11 protein-coding genes are annotated in these 16,911 nt (G+C 73.0%); 9 read left to right on the top strand and 2 right to left on the bottom strand.

Translation table 11 applies throughout. The annotated features are described in order from the left end of the window. Positions 1–37: 37 nt before the first annotated feature. Complete coding sequence (locus MQV74_RS40715) at positions 38–1,222, bottom strand: hypothetical protein (RefSeq protein WP_278194089.1); 1,185 nt, start codon at positions 1,220–1,222, stop codon at positions 38–40. A gap of 393 nt (positions 1,223–1,615) precedes the next feature. Continuing rightward, on the bottom strand, positions 1,616–2,317 hold the full coding sequence (locus MQV74_RS05330) for an SDR family oxidoreductase (RefSeq protein WP_242714859.1): 702 nt from the start codon (positions 2,315–2,317) through the stop codon (positions 1,616–1,618). A 434-nt stretch (positions 2,318–2,751) separates the two neighbouring features. Between MQV74_RS05330 and MQV74_RS05325 the strand changes: the two genes are divergently transcribed. Genes MQV74_RS05325 through MQV74_RS05285 form a run of 9 tightly spaced genes read left to right on the top strand, consistent with a single transcriptional unit; the run spans position 2,752 to position 16,907 of the window. Continuing rightward, a complete protein-coding gene (locus MQV74_RS05325) occupies positions 2,752–4,044 on the top strand; it encodes an MFS transporter (RefSeq protein ID WP_242714858.1) in 1,293 nt (430 codons plus the stop codon). A gap of 47 nt (positions 4,045–4,091) precedes the next feature. Further along, positions 4,092–5,915: a non-ribosomal peptide synthetase gene (locus tag MQV74_RS05320; RefSeq protein WP_278194088.1), complete on the top strand. Its 1,824-nt coding sequence runs from the start codon at positions 4,092–4,094 to the stop codon at positions 5,913–5,915. Then, a complete protein-coding gene (locus tag MQV74_RS05315; protein ID WP_242714856.1) occupies positions 5,908–6,669 on the top strand; it encodes a hypothetical protein in 762 nt (253 codons plus the stop codon). Before MQV74_RS05320 ends, MQV74_RS05315 begins: the two co-directional genes overlap by 8 nt. Then, a complete protein-coding gene (locus MQV74_RS05310) occupies positions 6,666–8,477 on the top strand; it encodes a non-ribosomal peptide synthetase (protein WP_242714855.1) in 1,812 nt (603 codons plus the stop codon). Before MQV74_RS05315 ends, MQV74_RS05310 begins: the two co-directional genes overlap by 4 nt. Next, entirely contained in the window at positions 8,474–9,766 is a 1,293-nt protein-coding gene (locus MQV74_RS05305) for a cytochrome P450 (protein ID WP_242714854.1), read from the top strand. Before MQV74_RS05310 ends, MQV74_RS05305 begins: the two co-directional genes overlap by 4 nt. Continuing rightward, positions 9,763–10,590, top strand: a complete 828-nt coding sequence (locus MQV74_RS05300) for a thioesterase II family protein (protein WP_242714853.1) — start codon at positions 9,763–9,765, stop codon at positions 10,588–10,590. Before MQV74_RS05305 ends, MQV74_RS05300 begins: the two co-directional genes overlap by 4 nt. 29 nt (positions 10,591–10,619) lie before the next feature. Further along, on the top strand, positions 10,620–11,834 hold the full coding sequence (locus MQV74_RS05295) for a cytochrome P450 family protein (protein WP_242714852.1): 1,215 nt from the start codon (positions 10,620–10,622) through the stop codon (positions 11,832–11,834). Positions 11,835–11,880: 46 nt separating this feature from the next. Beyond that, the gene (locus tag MQV74_RS05290) at positions 11,881–13,689 is read left to right on the top strand and encodes a non-ribosomal peptide synthetase (RefSeq protein WP_242714851.1); all 1,809 of its coding nucleotides are present in this window, start codon (positions 11,881–11,883) and stop codon (positions 13,687–13,689) included. After that, positions 13,686–16,907, top strand: coding sequence for a non-ribosomal peptide synthetase (locus MQV74_RS05285; RefSeq protein WP_242714850.1), 3,222 nt, complete (start codon positions 13,686–13,688; stop codon positions 16,905–16,907). The genes MQV74_RS05290 and MQV74_RS05285 overlap by 4 nt, the downstream gene beginning before the upstream one ends. Positions 16,908–16,911 lie beyond the last annotated feature (4 nt).

The following is a 16,911-nucleotide window of genomic DNA, read 5'->3' as shown; positions in this document are numbered from 1 at the left end:
TCCGGCCGGGGCGGGCGGGTGGTGCGACCGCGACGGGTCAGCGCCAGACCACGGGAACCCTTGAGGCGGTCCACGTGTCGATGGTTCCGAGGACGTGGCCCGGACGGTTGATGGCGGTGCCGCGGGCGGACTGCACGTCCGGGGTGACCGGCAGCTTCGTGGGCCGCCCGCTGGCGTCCCAGGTCACGGCGTTGACGCTGGAGGAACCGACGACCGTGCCGGCGTCGTTGAGGGCGTATGCCTGGACGTCCACGGTGCCGGGCACGGGCTGAAGGCGCACCATCTCGCCGCCCTCCCAGCGGGTGGGGCCGCCGTTGGCGTAGCCGAGGACCACGTCGGTGGCGTTGACGTCCGACACCGTGCTCTTGTGCCGCGCGCCGGGCAGGGCCGAGAAGGTGCCGCCGGGCAGGGCCAGGGAGGCCACCCAGTCCTCGCTGGTGCCGTTCGAGCCGACGGCGGTGCCGCGGTCGTTGACGTCGCGGAGCTCGGCGCGGGTGTAGTAGGGGTCGTCGGGGGACTTGAGCCTGGTGATGTTCCCGGACCGGTCCCAGCGCACGACGTCCCCCGGGGTCGCCGTGGAGCTCATCCAGCCGTACGCGTTGCCCTGCTTGTCGACGAACAGCGCCTTGCTGTACCGCATGCCCGGTTCCACCGGGAGCAGTTCGGGCTGCCCCTGGCGGTTCCAGCGGACGGCTCGGGTCACCCAGTTGTCGCTGGCCGTGCCGACCGCGACGCCGTCGTCGTTGAGGTCCTCCGCGGCGCTCGTGAGGTATCCGGTGGGCTCCGGCAACCGGCGCACCGCGCCCGACGTCCCCCAGACGACCGCGTGCCACTGCTTGTCGGCGCCCTCGGCCTGGCCCGCGATGGAGCCGTCCGCGACGATCGCCTTGGGGTCGGCGTTCGTCCCGCCCTCCAGCAGGCCGAGCCGCGTCGGCGTGAGGTCGGGCTCCCACCGCACCGGACGGTAGCGGTCCGCGTTGCGGCTGGAGCCGACGACCTGACCCGCGTCGTTGATGAGGCTGGCGCCGGCCCCCGTGTCGCCCGGCAGCGGCGGCAGCACCTGCGCCACCGGCCCCGCCGCCCGGGGCTTCGCGGCCTGAGGCTTCGCGGCCTGAGGCTTCGCGGCCTGAGGCTTCGCGGCCGCTGGACCGGCCGTCGTGACCGACGGCACCACGGCGACGGCCATCGCCCCTGCCACCACCCACGCCTTACGTACCTTCATGAAAATCCCCCCGCCCCTCCGCACTTTCTCCACTTGCGTTGATCGTGGCACCAACGCCCGCTCCAGAAACAGGCGTTGTACGGCCAACGGCGTGATCATGGCGTGTTCCGGACCGCGCGGGGACGATGCGGATCCTGGCACCCCTGGTCCGGGGTGCCGACATCCGCGAACGCGCACAGGGACAGCGAGGGCGCGACGCACTGCCTGCGAGTCACCCCACCGGGCACACCTCAACGGTGATCGCCGCAACGCGGGCGCACCACCGGTGTCACGTCAGGTATCGCCGACAACCCGCCTGCCCGTGAGCCTGACCTCGGCCGGGCGCGGTGTCATTCCACAGTGGTGCCCCTAGCAGACGGCCGCGTCCGCATGCGTGGAACACGACCCGTGCGCTCAGAAGTTGGGCAGCACCTTGATCAACTCTACGTTGACGCCCGCCGGTTTGGCCACAGCCCAGCTCACACAGTCGGCGACGTCATCGGCGCTCAGCGGTTGGATCTCCCCGTACGCCGCTTCGGCCTTCTTCTCGTCGCCGCCGAACCGCACGAGGTTGAACTCGGTGCGCACCAGGCCGGGGGCGATCTCGATCACCTGCACGGGCGTTCCCTGCATCTCCTTGCGCAGGGTGTCGGCGACCGCCACCTGACCGTACTTCGCCGACGCGTAGCCCGCGGCACCGGGATAGGTCTGGTAGCCGGTCAGCGAGGTGATCACCACGATCCTCGCGTCACCGCTCGCCCGCAGCGCGGGCAGCAGCTTCTGCGTCACGCGGATCGTGCCCAGGACATTGATCTCGTACATGCGCAGACAGGCCTCCGGGTCGAGGTCCGCGATCCGGTCCACTCCCAGGGAGCAGCCCGCGTTGTTCACGAGGACCTTGCACCCGGACACCGACTCGGCCAGCTCCGCGACCGACTGGGCGTCGGTGACGTCCAGCCGGATCGCTCGCCCTCCGATCTCCTTCGCCAGGGTTTCGAGCCTGTCGAAGCGACGCGCCGCGACGACGACGTCGAATCCATCGGAGGCCAGACGGCGGGCGGAAGCAAGCCCGATCCCGCTACTGGCACCGGTCACCACAGCTATGGGTTTCGCCATGCCCGCAGATCTTGCCTCACGCATCCGGTGGTGACCACCCTCCAGATCACCGGTTCGGTCGTCGGTGAAGGGTGAGTTGGCGCAGGACGGGCCGGACGGCTGCCGACTCGGCCCCCCATCCGCGCCCGTGCTGTGGGGGCGGACGCCAGGTGTGTGCGGTCCGCGTGCCCCGTGGTGTGCTCTTCGGCCATCGCTATCGCCATGTAGTGCAGCTCACACGGCGGCAACCCTGTGTCCCACTGCTGCTACGAACAGGGATGTTTTTGGTTGACGTCCGTCGTCGACGATACGTAGGCTCCGGTCGTTCAAGCCAAAAGTTGTCCGCCACACGGCCGTTCGGGCCACAAGTTGTCCGCCACACGAAAGGATTTCGTGTCAGTGCGAGCAGTCACCCCACAGGAATCCTTTCCCATATCGGCCAGGACCGGCCATTGATGGGGTCTCGGGAGCGGTTCGCGGTATTTCGGGACCGTGATTTCTCCGTCTTCTTCGTCGGCTACGTCACGTCCAACCTCGGTACGTCGATGGCGTCCGTGGCGCTGGCGTTCGCGGTCCTGCACAACGACGGATCACCCACCGACCTGAGTCTGGTCCTCGCCGCGCGCATCGTGCCGATGGTGCTGTTGCTCCTCGGCGGCGGGGTGCTCGGCGACCGGCTGCCGCGGCGCCTGGTGATGCTGGTGGCCGACTCCGTGCGCGCCCTCAGCCAGGGTGCCCTGGCCGTGCTGTTGCTGATCGGGCCCGTTCCCCTGTGGGTGGTACTCACCCTCGCCGCCTGCGGTGGGGTCGGCGAGGCCCTGTTCCGTCCCTCGTTCGACGGTCTGGTGCCGCAACTCGCCCCGAAGGACCGGCTGCCGGAGGCCAACTCCCTGCTCGGGATGGCCCAGTCGGCCGCGAGCGTGGGCGGTCCGGCGCTCGCGGGCGTCCTGGTCGCGGTCACCTCGGCGGCCACGGTCCTGCTGGTGGACGCGCTGAGCTATGTGGTGAGCGTCGGCGCCCTGCTCATGCTGCGGGCCGGCAACCGGGCGCCCGACTCCGGCGGCAGCTCCATGGTGGCCGAACTGCGGGCCGGATGGCGGGCCTTCTCGGCCCACACGTGGTTGTGGACCGTCACCCTCCAGTTCACTCTGTTCAACCTGCTGGTGTGGGCGCCCTACTTGGTCCTCGGCCCCGTCTCGGCGGGCCGCAGCTACGGCGGGTCCGAGGCCTGGGGGCTGATCGTCGGCACCTTCGGCGGCGGCTCGCTGCTCGGCGGACTGCTGCTGCTCGGCCGACGGCCCTCGCGCCCGCTGGTCGTGACCACATTGATCACGTTCCTGTGGGCGGCTCCCTCAGCGGCCCTCGCCGTCCGCGCCCCGCTGTGGACGGTGTGCGCCGCGGCCCTCGTGGCCGGCGTGTCGAGCGCGGTGTTCAACAGCCTCTGGATGACGACGATCCAGCAGCACGTGCCCGCGGACAGCCTGTCCCGGGTGATGTCGTACGTGACCTTCGGAGCCTATTCGGTCGGTCCTGTCGGGCTCGCCCTCGCCGGTCCGCTGGCGGAACAGACCAGCATCGGCCTGGTCCTGGCCATCGGCGTCGGCTGGCAGCTCCTTGCTAATTCTGTGGTGCTCATGCTCCCGGCCGTACGCAATCTGCACGCGCCGAATGCGGATCAGAACGAGAGTGCCGCGGAGAACTCCGCGGAATCCGCCGAGTCCAGTACATCCGACGTACCGGCGACCTGACCCACCCCTTCTTCTCCTTTCCGCCACAGTTCCCGAAACGGGGGTTCATGGTGACTGTGCAGCGTTCGCTTGGCCATGCCCAAAAAGAGACGACAGTATGGGACCTGATATCTGAGACACGGGTGCGCTGTCCCGACGCGGTGGCACTCACCGACGGAATGCGCCATTTCACTTATGCGGAATTGGTGGCGATCGCTGCCCGGGTCGCGCACGTCCTGCGCGGCAAGGGGATCGGGCCGGGAGACACCGTGGCCCTGTGCTCCGCGCGGTCCACGGAGCAGGTCCTCGCTCTGGTCGGCACCCTCGCCTCCGGAGCCGCCGTGGCGCCCTTCGACGTGCGCCAGGCCGCCACGGCCGTACGCGAGAACGTGACGCGGCTCGCGCCCGCCGTCGTCCTCGCCGACGCCGACGGGGCGGAGCTCTTCCCCGACGCGCTGCGCCTGGACGCCCTGCTGGCCGTGGACGGGGCCCCGGACGTGGCGCTGCCGCCCGGTCCGGATCTGACGGACCTCGCGTACGTCCTGCACACCTCCGGCTCCTCGGGGCGGCCCAAGCCGGTGCAGGTGCCGCACAGCGCCGTGCAGAACCGCTTCCTGTGGGGGCAGACCCGTTACCCCATCGGCCCTGACGACACCGTCGTCCACTGGGGATCCCTGGTCTTCGACTGCTCGTTCTGGGTGGTGCTCGCGCCCCTGTGCTTCGGTGCCACCCTGCTCGTGGCCCCCGACGGCCTTGAGGCCGAACCCGAAGAACTCGCGGCGCTGTTCGACCGCCACCGGGTCACCGTGATGCACTCCGTGCCCTCCCTGCTGCGCGAGTTCATCTCCGAGGGCGGAGCCGCGGCCCTGGCCTCGCTGCGCCATCTGCTGATCGCGGGCGAGCGGCTGCCCGGCGATCTGATCCGGCAGGTCCTGGACCTGACGGGTGCCCGGATCTTCAACCAGTACGGCCCCACCGAGACGTGCATCGACGTCCTCACCCACGAGATCGCCCCCGGGGACGAGGCACTGGACGCCATGCCCATCGGCCGCCCCCTCGACGGGGTGCACGCGGTGGTCGCCGACGAGGCCGGTGCCCCGGTCCCGGCCGGTACCGCCGGTGAGCTGCTGATCGGCGGTACCAGCGTGGCCTGGGGGTATGCGGGGGCCGCCGCCGCGACCGCCGAGCGCTTCGTGCCCGACCCGTACGGCGCCCCCGGCGGCCGGCTCTACCGGACCGGCGACCTCGTGCGCGAACGGCCCGACGGAGCACTGGAGTTCCTCGGCCGCGTGGATCACCAGGTCAAGATCCGCGGGGTCCGCGTGGAGCCCTCCGACGTCGAACACGCCCTGCTGCTGCACCCCGACGTCAGCCAGGCGGCCGTGGTCGTGGTGGAGGACCCCGAACACGAGGGCATCCGCCTCGCTGCGCACCTGGTGCCGGGCGAGAAGACGCCCGACGACGCCGGTCTGCGCGACTTCCTCGCCCAGCGCCTGGTCTCCGCCGCCCTCCCCGAAAGCTACTGGCGGCACCCGACCCTGCCCCGGCTGACCAGCGGAAAGATCGACCGCCTCGCACTGGCCCGGCAGGCCGCGCACCACCCGCGAGGCGCATCCGACGAGCCGCCGTACGAGGCCCCGCGCACCGAGACCGAGCAGACCATCGCCCAGATGTGGCAGGACCTGCTCCGGGTCGAACGCGTGGGTCGCGACTCCGACTTCCTCACCCTCGGCGGACAGTCGCTCCTGGCCATGCGGCTGATCGCCCGCGTCCGGGCCGGGTTCCGCGTGCGGCTGCCCGCCCGCGCGGTCTTCCGCGCCTCGACCCTGGCGCGCTTCGCCGCCGTCGTGGACGAGGCCGTCGCCCAGCGGGACGGCGCCGGTGTTGGCTGAGCGACACGAACTCCGGATCCCGGCCCGCTACAACGGACCGCCCGACTCCGGACACGGCGGATACGTCTCCGGCCGGTTCGCCGCCCTCGCGGCCCCCCACCAGGGCGCCACCGCCACCGTGACCCTGACCGAGCCCACCCCGCTGGACGAGCTGCTGACCTTCACCCCCGGCCCGCGACGGTCCACGGTCACCCACGGCACCCGGCTGATCGCCACGGTGGCGCCCGGCCGCGCCCCCGTCGAGCCACCGCCCTCCGTGGACCCGGTCACCGCGCGAGCTGCCGCGGCCCGCTTCGCGGGGCACGCGGGTCACCCGTTCCCCACCTGCTTCGCGTGCGGGCACAGCCGCCCCGCCCGGGACGGCCTCGCTCTGGCCCCGGGGCCGGTGGACGGCGTACCGGGCACCGTGGCCACCCCCTGGACTCCCGCCGCCGAGGGGATCGCCGACGGCTCCCCCGTCCCGGACGAGCTCGTGTGGAGCGCGCTCGACTGCCCCGGCGGCTGGGCCGACGACCCGCTGGCCCGCCCCCGTCTTCTGAGCCGGATGACCGCCGTCGTGCGGCGCGCGCCGCGAGCCGGTGAGCCGTGCGTGGTGGTGGCCAGGCGCGGCGCCGTCAGCGGGCGGCTGCTGCGGGTCGACAGCGCCCTGTACGACGCCACGGAGCAGCTCCTGGCGACCGCGACCGCCACCTGGACCGCGCTCGTCGACTCCGGCACCCACGTCTCGAACTCGCCAGGAAAGGACACGGCATGAACCAGCACCAGAGCTCCGTGATCCGCGACGACAGCCGGGCCACCGTGCACGGCCAGTTCACGGCTCAGGCCCGTGCGACCCCACAGGCCCCGGCCCTCAGTTGCGACGGCACCGTCCTGACGTACGCGCAGGTGGACGCCGCGGCCGACGCGGTGGCCGCCCAGCTGCGCGATCTCGGCGCCGGGCCGGGCCGTCCGGTGGGCGTCCGCATCGAACGCTCACCACACCTGGTCATCGCCCTGCTCGCGGTGCTGAAGACCGGCGGCTTCTACGTGGCGCTGAACCCGGGCGAACCCGCCGTACGGTCGGCGTCCCTGCTGCGCGACTGCGGCGCCGGACTCCTGGTCACCCATCCAGAAGTGCCCGCCGAACTGCTCGCCGAGGCCAAGCCGGTGTACCTGGACTCCCTCGACCCCGCAGCCGCGCCGGCCGGCACCGCCCCCGCGGCCGTCCCGCCGGGCGGCGGCCAGGACGCGGCCTACCTCGCCTACACCTCCGGCACCACCGGCGAGCCCAAGGGCGTGCTGGTGCCGCACGGTGCGGTACTGCGCCTGGTCCAGGACAGCGACGTGCTGCCGGTCGGGCCCGGGGACGTGGTGCTCCACCTGGCACCGGCCGCGTTCGACGCCTCGACGCTGGAGCTGTGGGCGCCCCTGCTGAACGGTGCGCGCCTCGCGGTGTTCCCGGCCGGTGAGGTGACCCCGGAACGGCTCGCCGAGGTCGTCGAGGCGGAAGGGGTCACCGCGATGTGGCTCACCGCCGGCCTGTTCCACCTGGTCGCGGAGCGGCCCGACCCGCGCCTCGCGGGAGTGCGCAGGCTGCTCGCGGGCGGCGACGTCCTCTCACCCCGGCACGTCGACGCGATGCTCGCGGCCCTCCCCGGACTGACGCTGGTGAACGGCTACGGCCCGACGGAGAACACCACGTTCACGTGCTGCCACGCCATGGCGGAACCGGTCTCCGCCCCGCAGGTGCCCATCGGGCGCCCGATCCCCGGCACCCAGGCACATCTGCTCGACGAGCGGCTGCGCCCCGTGGCCGACGGAACCGTGGGGGAGCTGTACGCGGGCGGCAGAGGTGTCGCCCACGGCTACTGGGGCCTTCCGGCGGCCACCGCCGAGCGGTTCGTCCCCGACCCGTTCTCGGGTACGCCGGGCGCCCGCCTGTACCGCACCGGCGACCTGGCCCTGCGGCGGCCGGACGGGGTCCTGGAGTTCCACGGGCGCGTGGACGACCAGGTGAAGATCCGCGGATTCAGAGTGGAACCCGGCGAGGTGGAGGCGGCGCTGCGCGAGCTGCCCGGCGTCGGGGACAGCGCGGTCGTCGCCCGTACCGGGCCCACCGGAGCGCGCGCTCTGGTCGCGTATGTGACGGGCCAGCAGGAGCAGCCGGTGCACCTTCCCGGCCTGCGGCGCGCCCTGGCCGAGAAGCTGCCCGCCCATCTGGTGCCCGGCTCCTTCGTCCAGTTGGACAGCCTGCCGCTGGGCAGCACCGGCAAGGTCGACCGGCGCGCCCTTGCGGCACGCGGGGAACGCGCCCGGCCCGAGACCGACGTGCCGCTGCGCCTGCCCGGACACGAACTGGAGCGGTGGCTCGCGCAGCTCTGGTGCGACCTCCTTGGGATCGACGAGGTCGGTGTCGACGACGACTTCTTCGAAGTGGGCGGACACTCGCTCGTCGCCGCCGCGATCACCGGGGAGATCGGCCAGGTCCAGGGGGTGTTCGTCACCGCCCGGTCCTTCTACGAGAACCCCACGGTCGCCGAACTCGCCGAGCTGATCGCCGAGTTGAGGGAGAGCGTCCGATGAGGATCGGCAGCCCCGCGGCGACGGTGGACATCGCGCTCGACACCATCGACCTCGCGGACCCCGAGCTGTACGCCTCGGGCGACCCGCACACCCTGTGGCACGCGCTGCGCGAGCGGGAACCGGTCCACCGCCGGACCCTGCCCGACGGCCGCTCCTTCTGGTCGGTGACCTCCTATCGCGACGTCAACGACGTGCTGCGCGACCACACCCGGTACACCTCGCAGCGCGGCACGCTGCTGTCCATCCTGGGCTCCTTCGACCCGGCCGGCGGCCTGATGATGGCGGCCAGCGACCCGCCCGTGCACACCGCGCTGCGCGAGCCGATGGGCAAGGCGCTGTCGGCCCGCGCCCTCGCGCACTGGGAGCCACGCATCCGCGAGGTGGTGCTGCGGCTGCTCGCGCCGCTCGCCGAAGGACCGCTGGACCTGGCGCGGGCCGCCACGGCCTTCCCGATGGCCTTCACCGGGGCGCTGATGGGCCTGCCCGAGGAGGACTGGGCCCGGCTCGCCCACCTGACCACGATGGCGGTCGCCCCCGAGGACCCGGCGTTCGAGGCGGGCGGGGGGCACACGACGCTGCTCTCCGCCCACCACGAGCTGTTCGAGTACTTCGCCCAGCGGGTGCGCACGGTCTCCGCCGCGCCCGGCGACGACCTCACCGGATTCCTGCTCCGGATGAAGCCCGACGGTCGCCCGCTGCGCCAGGACGAGCTGGTGTACAACTGCTACAGCCTGCTCCTGGGCGCGAACGTCACCACCCCGCACGCCCTGGCGGCGACCGTGCTCGCCCTCATGGAGCACCCTGATCAGTACCGTCGGCTCCTGACCGAACCGGCCCTGGTGACCAGCGCCGTGGAGGAGGGCCTGCGCTGGTCCTCGCCGGCCAACCACTTCATGCGGTACGCCGTCAAGGACACCGAGCAGAACGGTGTGCGGATCGCTCGCGGCGACGCCGTGGTCGCCTGGCTGGGCTCGGCGAACCGGGACGCCTCCGTCTTCCCCGACCCGTACCGCTTCGCCGTCGACCGCAGTCCGAACCGGCACGTGGCCTTCGGCTTCGGACCGCACTACTGCATCGGCGCGCCGCTGGCCCGCATCGCGCTGCGCGTGATGTTCCAGGAGATCGTCCGGCTCGTGGCCGAGTTCCGGCCCGCGGGGCCGGTCCGCCATCTGAAGTCCAACTTCGTGGCGGGCATCAGCTCCCTTCCCGTGACCGCCGTCCTGCGCGACGGCGCGGCCGAAGCCCTGGCCGCCCACGCGCCCCTGCCGCGCCCGGAGACCGTCGCATGACCGCGCAGACACCACAGACACCACAGACACCCCGGACACCACAGAAGCCGCAGGCGTCGCAGAGGCCGCCGAAGAAGAAGCGATGGCTGCTGCGCACCCCGGCGGCGGACGCCCCCGCCCGGCTGTTCTGCTTTCCGTACTCGGGGACCGGCGCGTCGATGTACAACAAGTGGCCGGACCGGGTAGGACCGGCCGAGGTGTGCCGCATCCAGTTGCCGGGTCGCGAGAACCGGGTGCGGGAGGAGCACTTCGGCACCTATGAGGCGCTCGCCGCCGACCTGGCGCCGGCCCTGCTGCCCCACCTCGACCGGCCGTTCGGCTTCTTCGGCCACTGCGGCGGCGCCCTCGCGGCCTTCGCGACGGCGCACCGCCTTGCCGAGCTCGGCATGCCCGTCCCCGACGTGCTCTTCATGTCCTCCCAGGTGGCCCCGCACCAGGGCCCCTACGGCCGCTACCTCACGATGGACGAGACGGGGCTGCGCGGCGAACTGGAGCGCCTCACCCGGGTCATGGGCGCGGAGCCGGTGCCGGACCTGATCGACCTGGGCCTGGGCGTCATGAACGCGGACCTCGCGGCGAACCGCGCCTACCGCACCCCCGAGCCGGTCGTGCTGCCCACGCGCGTCCGCCCCCTCGGCTGGCACGACGACCAGGAGGTCGCACCGGAGCGCATGACCGGCTGGGAGGAGTGCGCCCCCGCGGGGTGGTGCGCGCGCACGGTGCTGCCGGGAGACCACCACGCCTTCCTGCGCGCCCCCGAACCGCTGGTCGACGTGCTCGCCGCGGACCTGGCCGACGCGGTCGCCGCGAGGGCGGCCCAGTGAACACCGAGCCGACCGGAAGAGAGGAACCCGTGGCATCCGACCCCTATGTGTCCGGCTCGCTCAAGGAGACCGGCGACCCCGACCCTTACGCCAACTACGCCTGGCTGCGTGAGCACGCGCCGGTCAGCGAGGTCTACACCCCCCACCGCGAGGGCACCACCTGGCTGGTCACCACCTACGACCTCGCCCGCGCCTGCCTGACCGACCCGCGCCTGAGCAACGACGACCGCAACTCGGCGGGAGCGCAGGGTGCCTTCGGCAGCGGTGAGTGGGATCCCGCACGCGGACTGCTCGACCTGGACCGGCCCGAACACGCCCGGCTGCGTCGCCTGGTGGCGGGTGCCTTCAGCGCGGGCGCCGTCGAGCGGATGCGGGACATGATGGTCCGCATCACCGATGAGGCCCTCGACACCATGGCGGGCCTGGAGAGCTGCGACCTCGTCGAGCACTTCTCGCTGCCGGTGCCGGTGGCGATCATCCACGAGGTGCTCGGGATCCCGCCGGAGCAGCGCGAGTCCCCGGCGCACTGCCTCGACCTCTTCTACCACACGGGCCTGACCGACCCGCTGGACGTGGACAAGCTGGGCGAACTCCTTGAGTACACGGCCAAACTGGCCGCGTACAAGCGCACCCATCCCGGGCCCGATGTCGGCACCCACCTGGTCCGGGGCCTGGAGACGGGCGAGCTGCGCGACGACAACGAACTGGCGGCGATGATCCTGTCGGTGCTCGGCGCCGGTCACGTGACGACCGTTCAGTTCCTGGGCACGGCGGTCTACCGGCTGCTGCAGCACCCGGACCAGCTGGCGGCGATCCGCGAGGGACGCATCACCTGGCAGTCGGCCGTGAACGAACTGCTGCGCTACGACGCCGCGGTCCAGTCCACGGTGTACCGCTACGCCAAGGAGGACCTGGACCTCGGCGGGGTGCGCATCGGCAAGGGGGACGCGCTCCTTGTGTCGCTCGCCGCGGCCAACCGTGATCCGGCCCGGTTCCCCGACCCGGACACCTTCCGTGCCGACCGCGGCGGCTCGGGCCACCTCGGCTTCGGCCACGGCGCCCACCTGTGCCTGGGCGCCCATCTCGCCCGCCTGGAGGGCGAGATCGCCCTCGACATCCTCTTCCGCCGCCTGGACGGGATCCAACTGGCTGTGCCCTTCGACGAGGTGGTGTGGACGTACGGGCCCATGCTCCGTGGACCGCGTGCGCTACCGGTGCTGCTGCCCACCCCCGCGGCTCGCTGAGCCCGCGACGCCCCGACAACAACGACACGAAGATCTGGAGTGCGCCATGGCACAAGAGCAGCAGGCGGCCCCGAGCCGGTCGGCCCGCACGGTCCTTGAGGGCTTCGACGTCTGGGCCGCCAAGGCCCCCGACGAGCCCGCCGTGATCTCGGACGGCACCGCGCTGAGCTACCGGCAACTGAACGAGGAGGCCGAGGCCCTCGCCCGTGACCTGCGGGCGCTGGGGTGCGGGCCAGAGACCGTGGTCGGGCTGTGCGTCACGCGCGGCACCGGCCTGGCCGTCGCGGTCCTGGGCGTGGTCAAGGCGGGCGCGGCGTACCTGCCGCTGGACCCCGCCCACCCCGCGGCGAGGTCCCGGACGGTGCTTGCCGACGCCGGGGCGCGCCTCGTGGTGACGGACCGGTCGGTGTCGGCCGGTCTGGATGCCGAAGGCTGGGGCGGGACGCCGGTGTACGAGCTGGACGGTGAGCGCCCGGCGCCGACCGCCACGGACCCGGGCGCAGGACCCGCGGGCGAGGCCGACCAGTTGCTGTACGTCATCTACACCTCGGGCTCCACCGGGCGGCCCAAGGGCATCGCCATGCAGAGCGGGCCGCAGATCACGCTGCTCGACTGGTGCCGGGAGCACTACGCCGAGCGCCCGGTCGCCCTGCAGTACTTCCCCGTGACCGCCGACGTGGCCTTCCTCGAGCTCATGTCCACGTGGTGGCTCGGCGGTTGTGCGGTGGTCGCCACCGAGCCGGAGCGCTACGACATCGAGGCCCTGGCCGGGCTGATCGCCCGGCACGCCGTGAGCAAGGTCCTGCTGCCGGTGGTCGCGCTCGACGAGCTCGCCCGGCACAGCAGGAGCGCACCCGACCAGGTGGCCACCCTCCGTGAACTGATCACCACCGGTGACCGGCAGGCGATCACTCCGGCCATCCGTGACCTGTGCGACCAGCACCCCGAGATGTTCCTGGACAACCACTACGGTTCCACCGAGGTGAACGTGGTCACCGCGCCGCGCCTGACGGCACCGGCCGCCGAGTGGCCCGACCACCCGCTGACGGGACGGCCCATGTCCGGCGCGCGGATCTACGTGCTCGACGCGAACCTCTCGCCCGTACCGCCGAACGTCCAGGGCGAGATCTACGTGGGCGGCGGGCCGCCCGCCCGTGGCTACGCGGGGCGCCCGGGCCTGACAGCCGCCGCGTTCCTGCCCGACCCCTACGCGGCGGAGCCCGGCGCGCGCATGTACCGCACCGGTGACCTGGGACGGTGGCGGCCCGGGGGAGTCCTGGAGTACCTGGGCCGGGTCGACTTCCAGCTCAAGCTGCACGGCTACCGCATCGAGCCGGGTGAGATCGAGTCGTTGCTGCGCGAGCGCGCGGACGTGGAGCGGGCCGCCGTGCTGCGGATCGGCGAGGGCCAGGACGCCTACCTGGCGGCGTATCTGATCGCCGACGGCGAACCGCCGGTCCCGAGCGAGCTGCGCGAGTACCTCGGCCTTCGGCTGCCCGCGCCCATGGTGCCCAGCACCTACGTCTTCCTGCCGGAGTTCCCGCTCACCGACACCGGAAAGGTGGACCGCAAGGCGCTGCCGCTGCCGGACGGCGGCGGGGCGCAGTGGGTCGCACCGCGTGACGAGACCGAGCGGGCGGCCGCGGAGGTGCTGGCCCAGGTCCTCGGCCGGGACCGGATCGGCGTCACCGACGACTTCTTCCGCCTGGGCGGGCACTCGCTGCTGGTCACCCAGGTGGTGCACCGGCTGCGCGCCGCGCTCGGAGTGCAGCTCCCGATGCGGGCGGTCTTCGAAGGGCCGACCGCTGCGGCACTGGCCAAGGAAGCGCGCCGGCTGCGCGAGGAGCGCGGATGACCGAGGGGACGGCGGCGGGGGAGCCGACCAGTCGGCCCGGGCTGTCCTTCGCTCAGGAGCGGCTGTGGTTCCTCGACCAGCTCTCGCCGGGGGAGTCCGGCTATCTCACGCCGTTCAGCCGCCGCCTTGACGGCCCGGTGGACGCGGACCTGTTGGAGCGCGCGCTGCGGGCGGTCGCGGAGCGCCACCCGGTGCTGCGGTCACGGATCGACGCCGGTTCGGGGACACCGGTTCCCGTGGTCGAGGCGGCCACGTCGGTCCGCCTGGAGCGCGTCGACCTGAGCGGTGCGCCGGACGCGGAGCGCGCCGCCGAGGCCGCCGTGGCGACGATGCTGAACACGCCCATGGACCTGACGGCGGCGCCGTGGCTGCGGGCCGCGCTGTTCGCGCTGGGCGAGGGCAGCGCCCTCTTCCACGTCCAGGTGCACCACATCGCCTTCGACGGGATCTCCCGGGGCCTGTTCGAGCGGGAGCTGTCGGCGCAGTACCGGGCCCTGGCGGGGGGCCGCCCGGCACTGGAGCTCCCGCCCGGGCAGGACTACGCCGCCCACGCGGCCCGGCAGCGGGCGGCGCTCGGACCCGCCGAGCGCGAGGAGTTCCTGGCCGGGTGGCGCACCGCCCTGGACGGCGCGCCGCACGTGCTCGAACTGCCCTCGGACCGCCCGCGCCCGGCCAGGCCGGGCCCGCGGGCGGGGCGGGTCGACTTCGTGATCCCCGAAGAGGTCACCGCCGCCCTGTACCGCGTCGCGCAAGCGCACCGGACCACCCTGTTCTGTGTCGGCCTGGCCGCCTACCAGCACCTCCTCGGCCGGTACGCAGATGCCCGGGACGTGCTGGTGGGGGTGCCGTTCGCGGGCCGTGAGGACCCGGAGGCGGAGCAGGCCATCGGGTTCTTCACGCACTCCGTGCCGCTGCGTGGGGAGTTGGCCGGGTCACCGTCGCTCGACGCACTGACCCGGCAGGCGCGGGACCGGGTGCTTGAGGCGATGGACCTCCAGGAACTGCCGCTGGAGCAGCTCGTGGACGGGCTCGGCGTGACCCGCGAGGCCAACCGCAATCCGCTGTTCCAGCACTGGTTCGACCTGGCGGACCCGCAGTGGGACCGGCCCGCGCTGATCCTGCCCGGCGTTCGGGTCCGGCCGGTCCCGGTCACCGAGACCACCACCCGCTTCGACACCGAACTGCATCTGCGTCCCGCGGGGGCGGGTCTGGCGGGACGGCTCCTGTACGCGGCGGAGCTGTTCGACGAGGAGACGGCCGCGGGGCTTGCCGGACACTATGCCGCGCTGCTCGCCGCGGCGGCCGCGGAGCCGGGGCGGCCCCTCGACTCGATCCCGCTCACCGGGGCCAACGAGCGCGCGCGACTGCTCGACCTGGGCACCGGGCCTGCCGTGCGGCGCGGCCCGGCGACGGTGGACGCGTACGTGGAGCGCACGGTGGCCCGCGTTCCGGACGAGGTGGCCGTCCGCTCCGGCGAACGGCGGCTGACCTACCGTCAGCTCGACGAGCGGTCCCGGCGGATCGCCCGGGCGCTGCGGGAGCACGGGGCCGGGCCCGAGCGGGTGGTCGCGGTCTGCCTGCCGCGCGGGCCCGAGCTGGTCTGCGCCCTGCTGGGCGTCGTGCGGTCGGGGGCGGCGTACGTGCCGGTGGAGCCGGAGCTTCCGGCCGAGCGGATCGCGTACCTGCTGCGCGATTCCGGCGCGATGGCGGTGCTCGGGGACGCCGGGGCCGAGAGCCTCACCGAGGTGACCGGGCACCCCCTGGTGCGCGTCGACCACTTCGTGGACGGCGACGGCCCGCACGGCGGGGCGGCGCCGTCGGCGACCGGGCACGGGGCACACGACCTGCCGGCGGCGCTGGATCCCGACCGCCTGCTGTACGTCGTCTACACCTCCGGCTCGACCGGGCTGCCCAAGGGTGTCGGTGTCACCCACCGCTCCTTCACCCGCCTCCTCGACTGGCACCTCGACCGCTACCCCGTGGCGTCGGGAGCGGCCACGGCGCAGACGGCCGGAGTCTCCTTCGACGCCGCGGCCTGGGAGATCTGGCCGGCCCTGGCGGGCGGTTCGCGCCTCGAGGTGTGCTCGGCGGACGAGGTGCGCACCCCGTCGCGCCTGCTCGCGCGCCTGGAGGAGGCGGGCGTGGGGTCGGCGTTCGTGCCCACCGCGTTGGCGGAACTGCTGATCCGCGAGCCGCTCGGGCAGCGGACCGCGCTGCGGCGGCTGCTGACCGGTGGGGATGTGTTCCGGCCGCGTGCCGAGGACGCGCCGGGGGTCGATGTGGTCAACCACTACGGCCCGACGGAGAACACCGTCGTCGCCACCGCCACCGACGCGCTCACCCGTCCCTGGCCGGGCCGCTCCATCGGTCGGCCGATCGCCGGGGTGCGGGCCTATGTGCTCGATGACCGGCTGCACCTGGTGCCCCGCGGAGTGCGCGGCGAGCTGTGGCTCGGCGGCGCCCTGGTGTCGCGCGGCTACCGGGGGCGGCCCGGCCTCACCGCCGAGCGGTTCGTCCCGGATCCGTTCGCCGCGGAGCCTGGGGCGCGGATGTACCGCACCGGGGACCTGGTGCGGTGGTCGGCCGACGGCTCCCTGGAGTTCCGGGGCCGGGCGGACGGGCAGTTGAAGATCAGCGGATACCGGGTGGAACCGGCCGAGGTCGAGGTGGTGCTGCTGCGCTGCCCTGGGGTGCGGGAGGCGGTCGTGACCGCGGCCACGGGCCCCGACGGAGCCCCGGTGCTCGCGGCCCACCTGGTGTGCGACGCCCCCGGCCCGAGCGACGCGCAGCTGCGCTCCCAGCTGCGCCGCCAGGTGCCCTCCTACCTGGTGCCGTCGGTCTTCGTCCGGCTCGACGCGCTGCCGCTGACCGTCACGGGCAAGATCGACCGCCGTGCGCTGCCCGCGCCCTCGGAGGGGGACCGCGCGGCGGTGGCCCCGCGGACCCCGGCCGAGTCGGCGGTGCACGCCCTGTGGCTGGAGGTGCTGCCCGGGCGCGCGCCCGGGGTCGAGGACGACTTCTTCGCCGCAGGCGGCACCTCGCTGTCGGCGGCCCGGCTTTCGGTACGAGTCCGGGAGGTCTTCGCGATCGACTTCCCGGTACGTGCGGTATTCGATTTCCGGACCGTCACCGAGCAGTGCGTCGCCATCGAAGAACTCGTACTCGAATCGATTTCCATCATGTCCGAGAGTGAAATAGCCGAAGCGCTGAATCACTGACGCG

Origin of the sequence: Streptomyces sp. AN091965, assembly GCF_022698285.1 — a bacterium.
Classification (GTDB): domain Bacteria; phylum Actinomycetota; class Actinomycetes; order Streptomycetales; family Streptomycetaceae; genus Streptomyces.
This window is presented reverse-complemented; position numbering and strand designations above follow the sequence as displayed.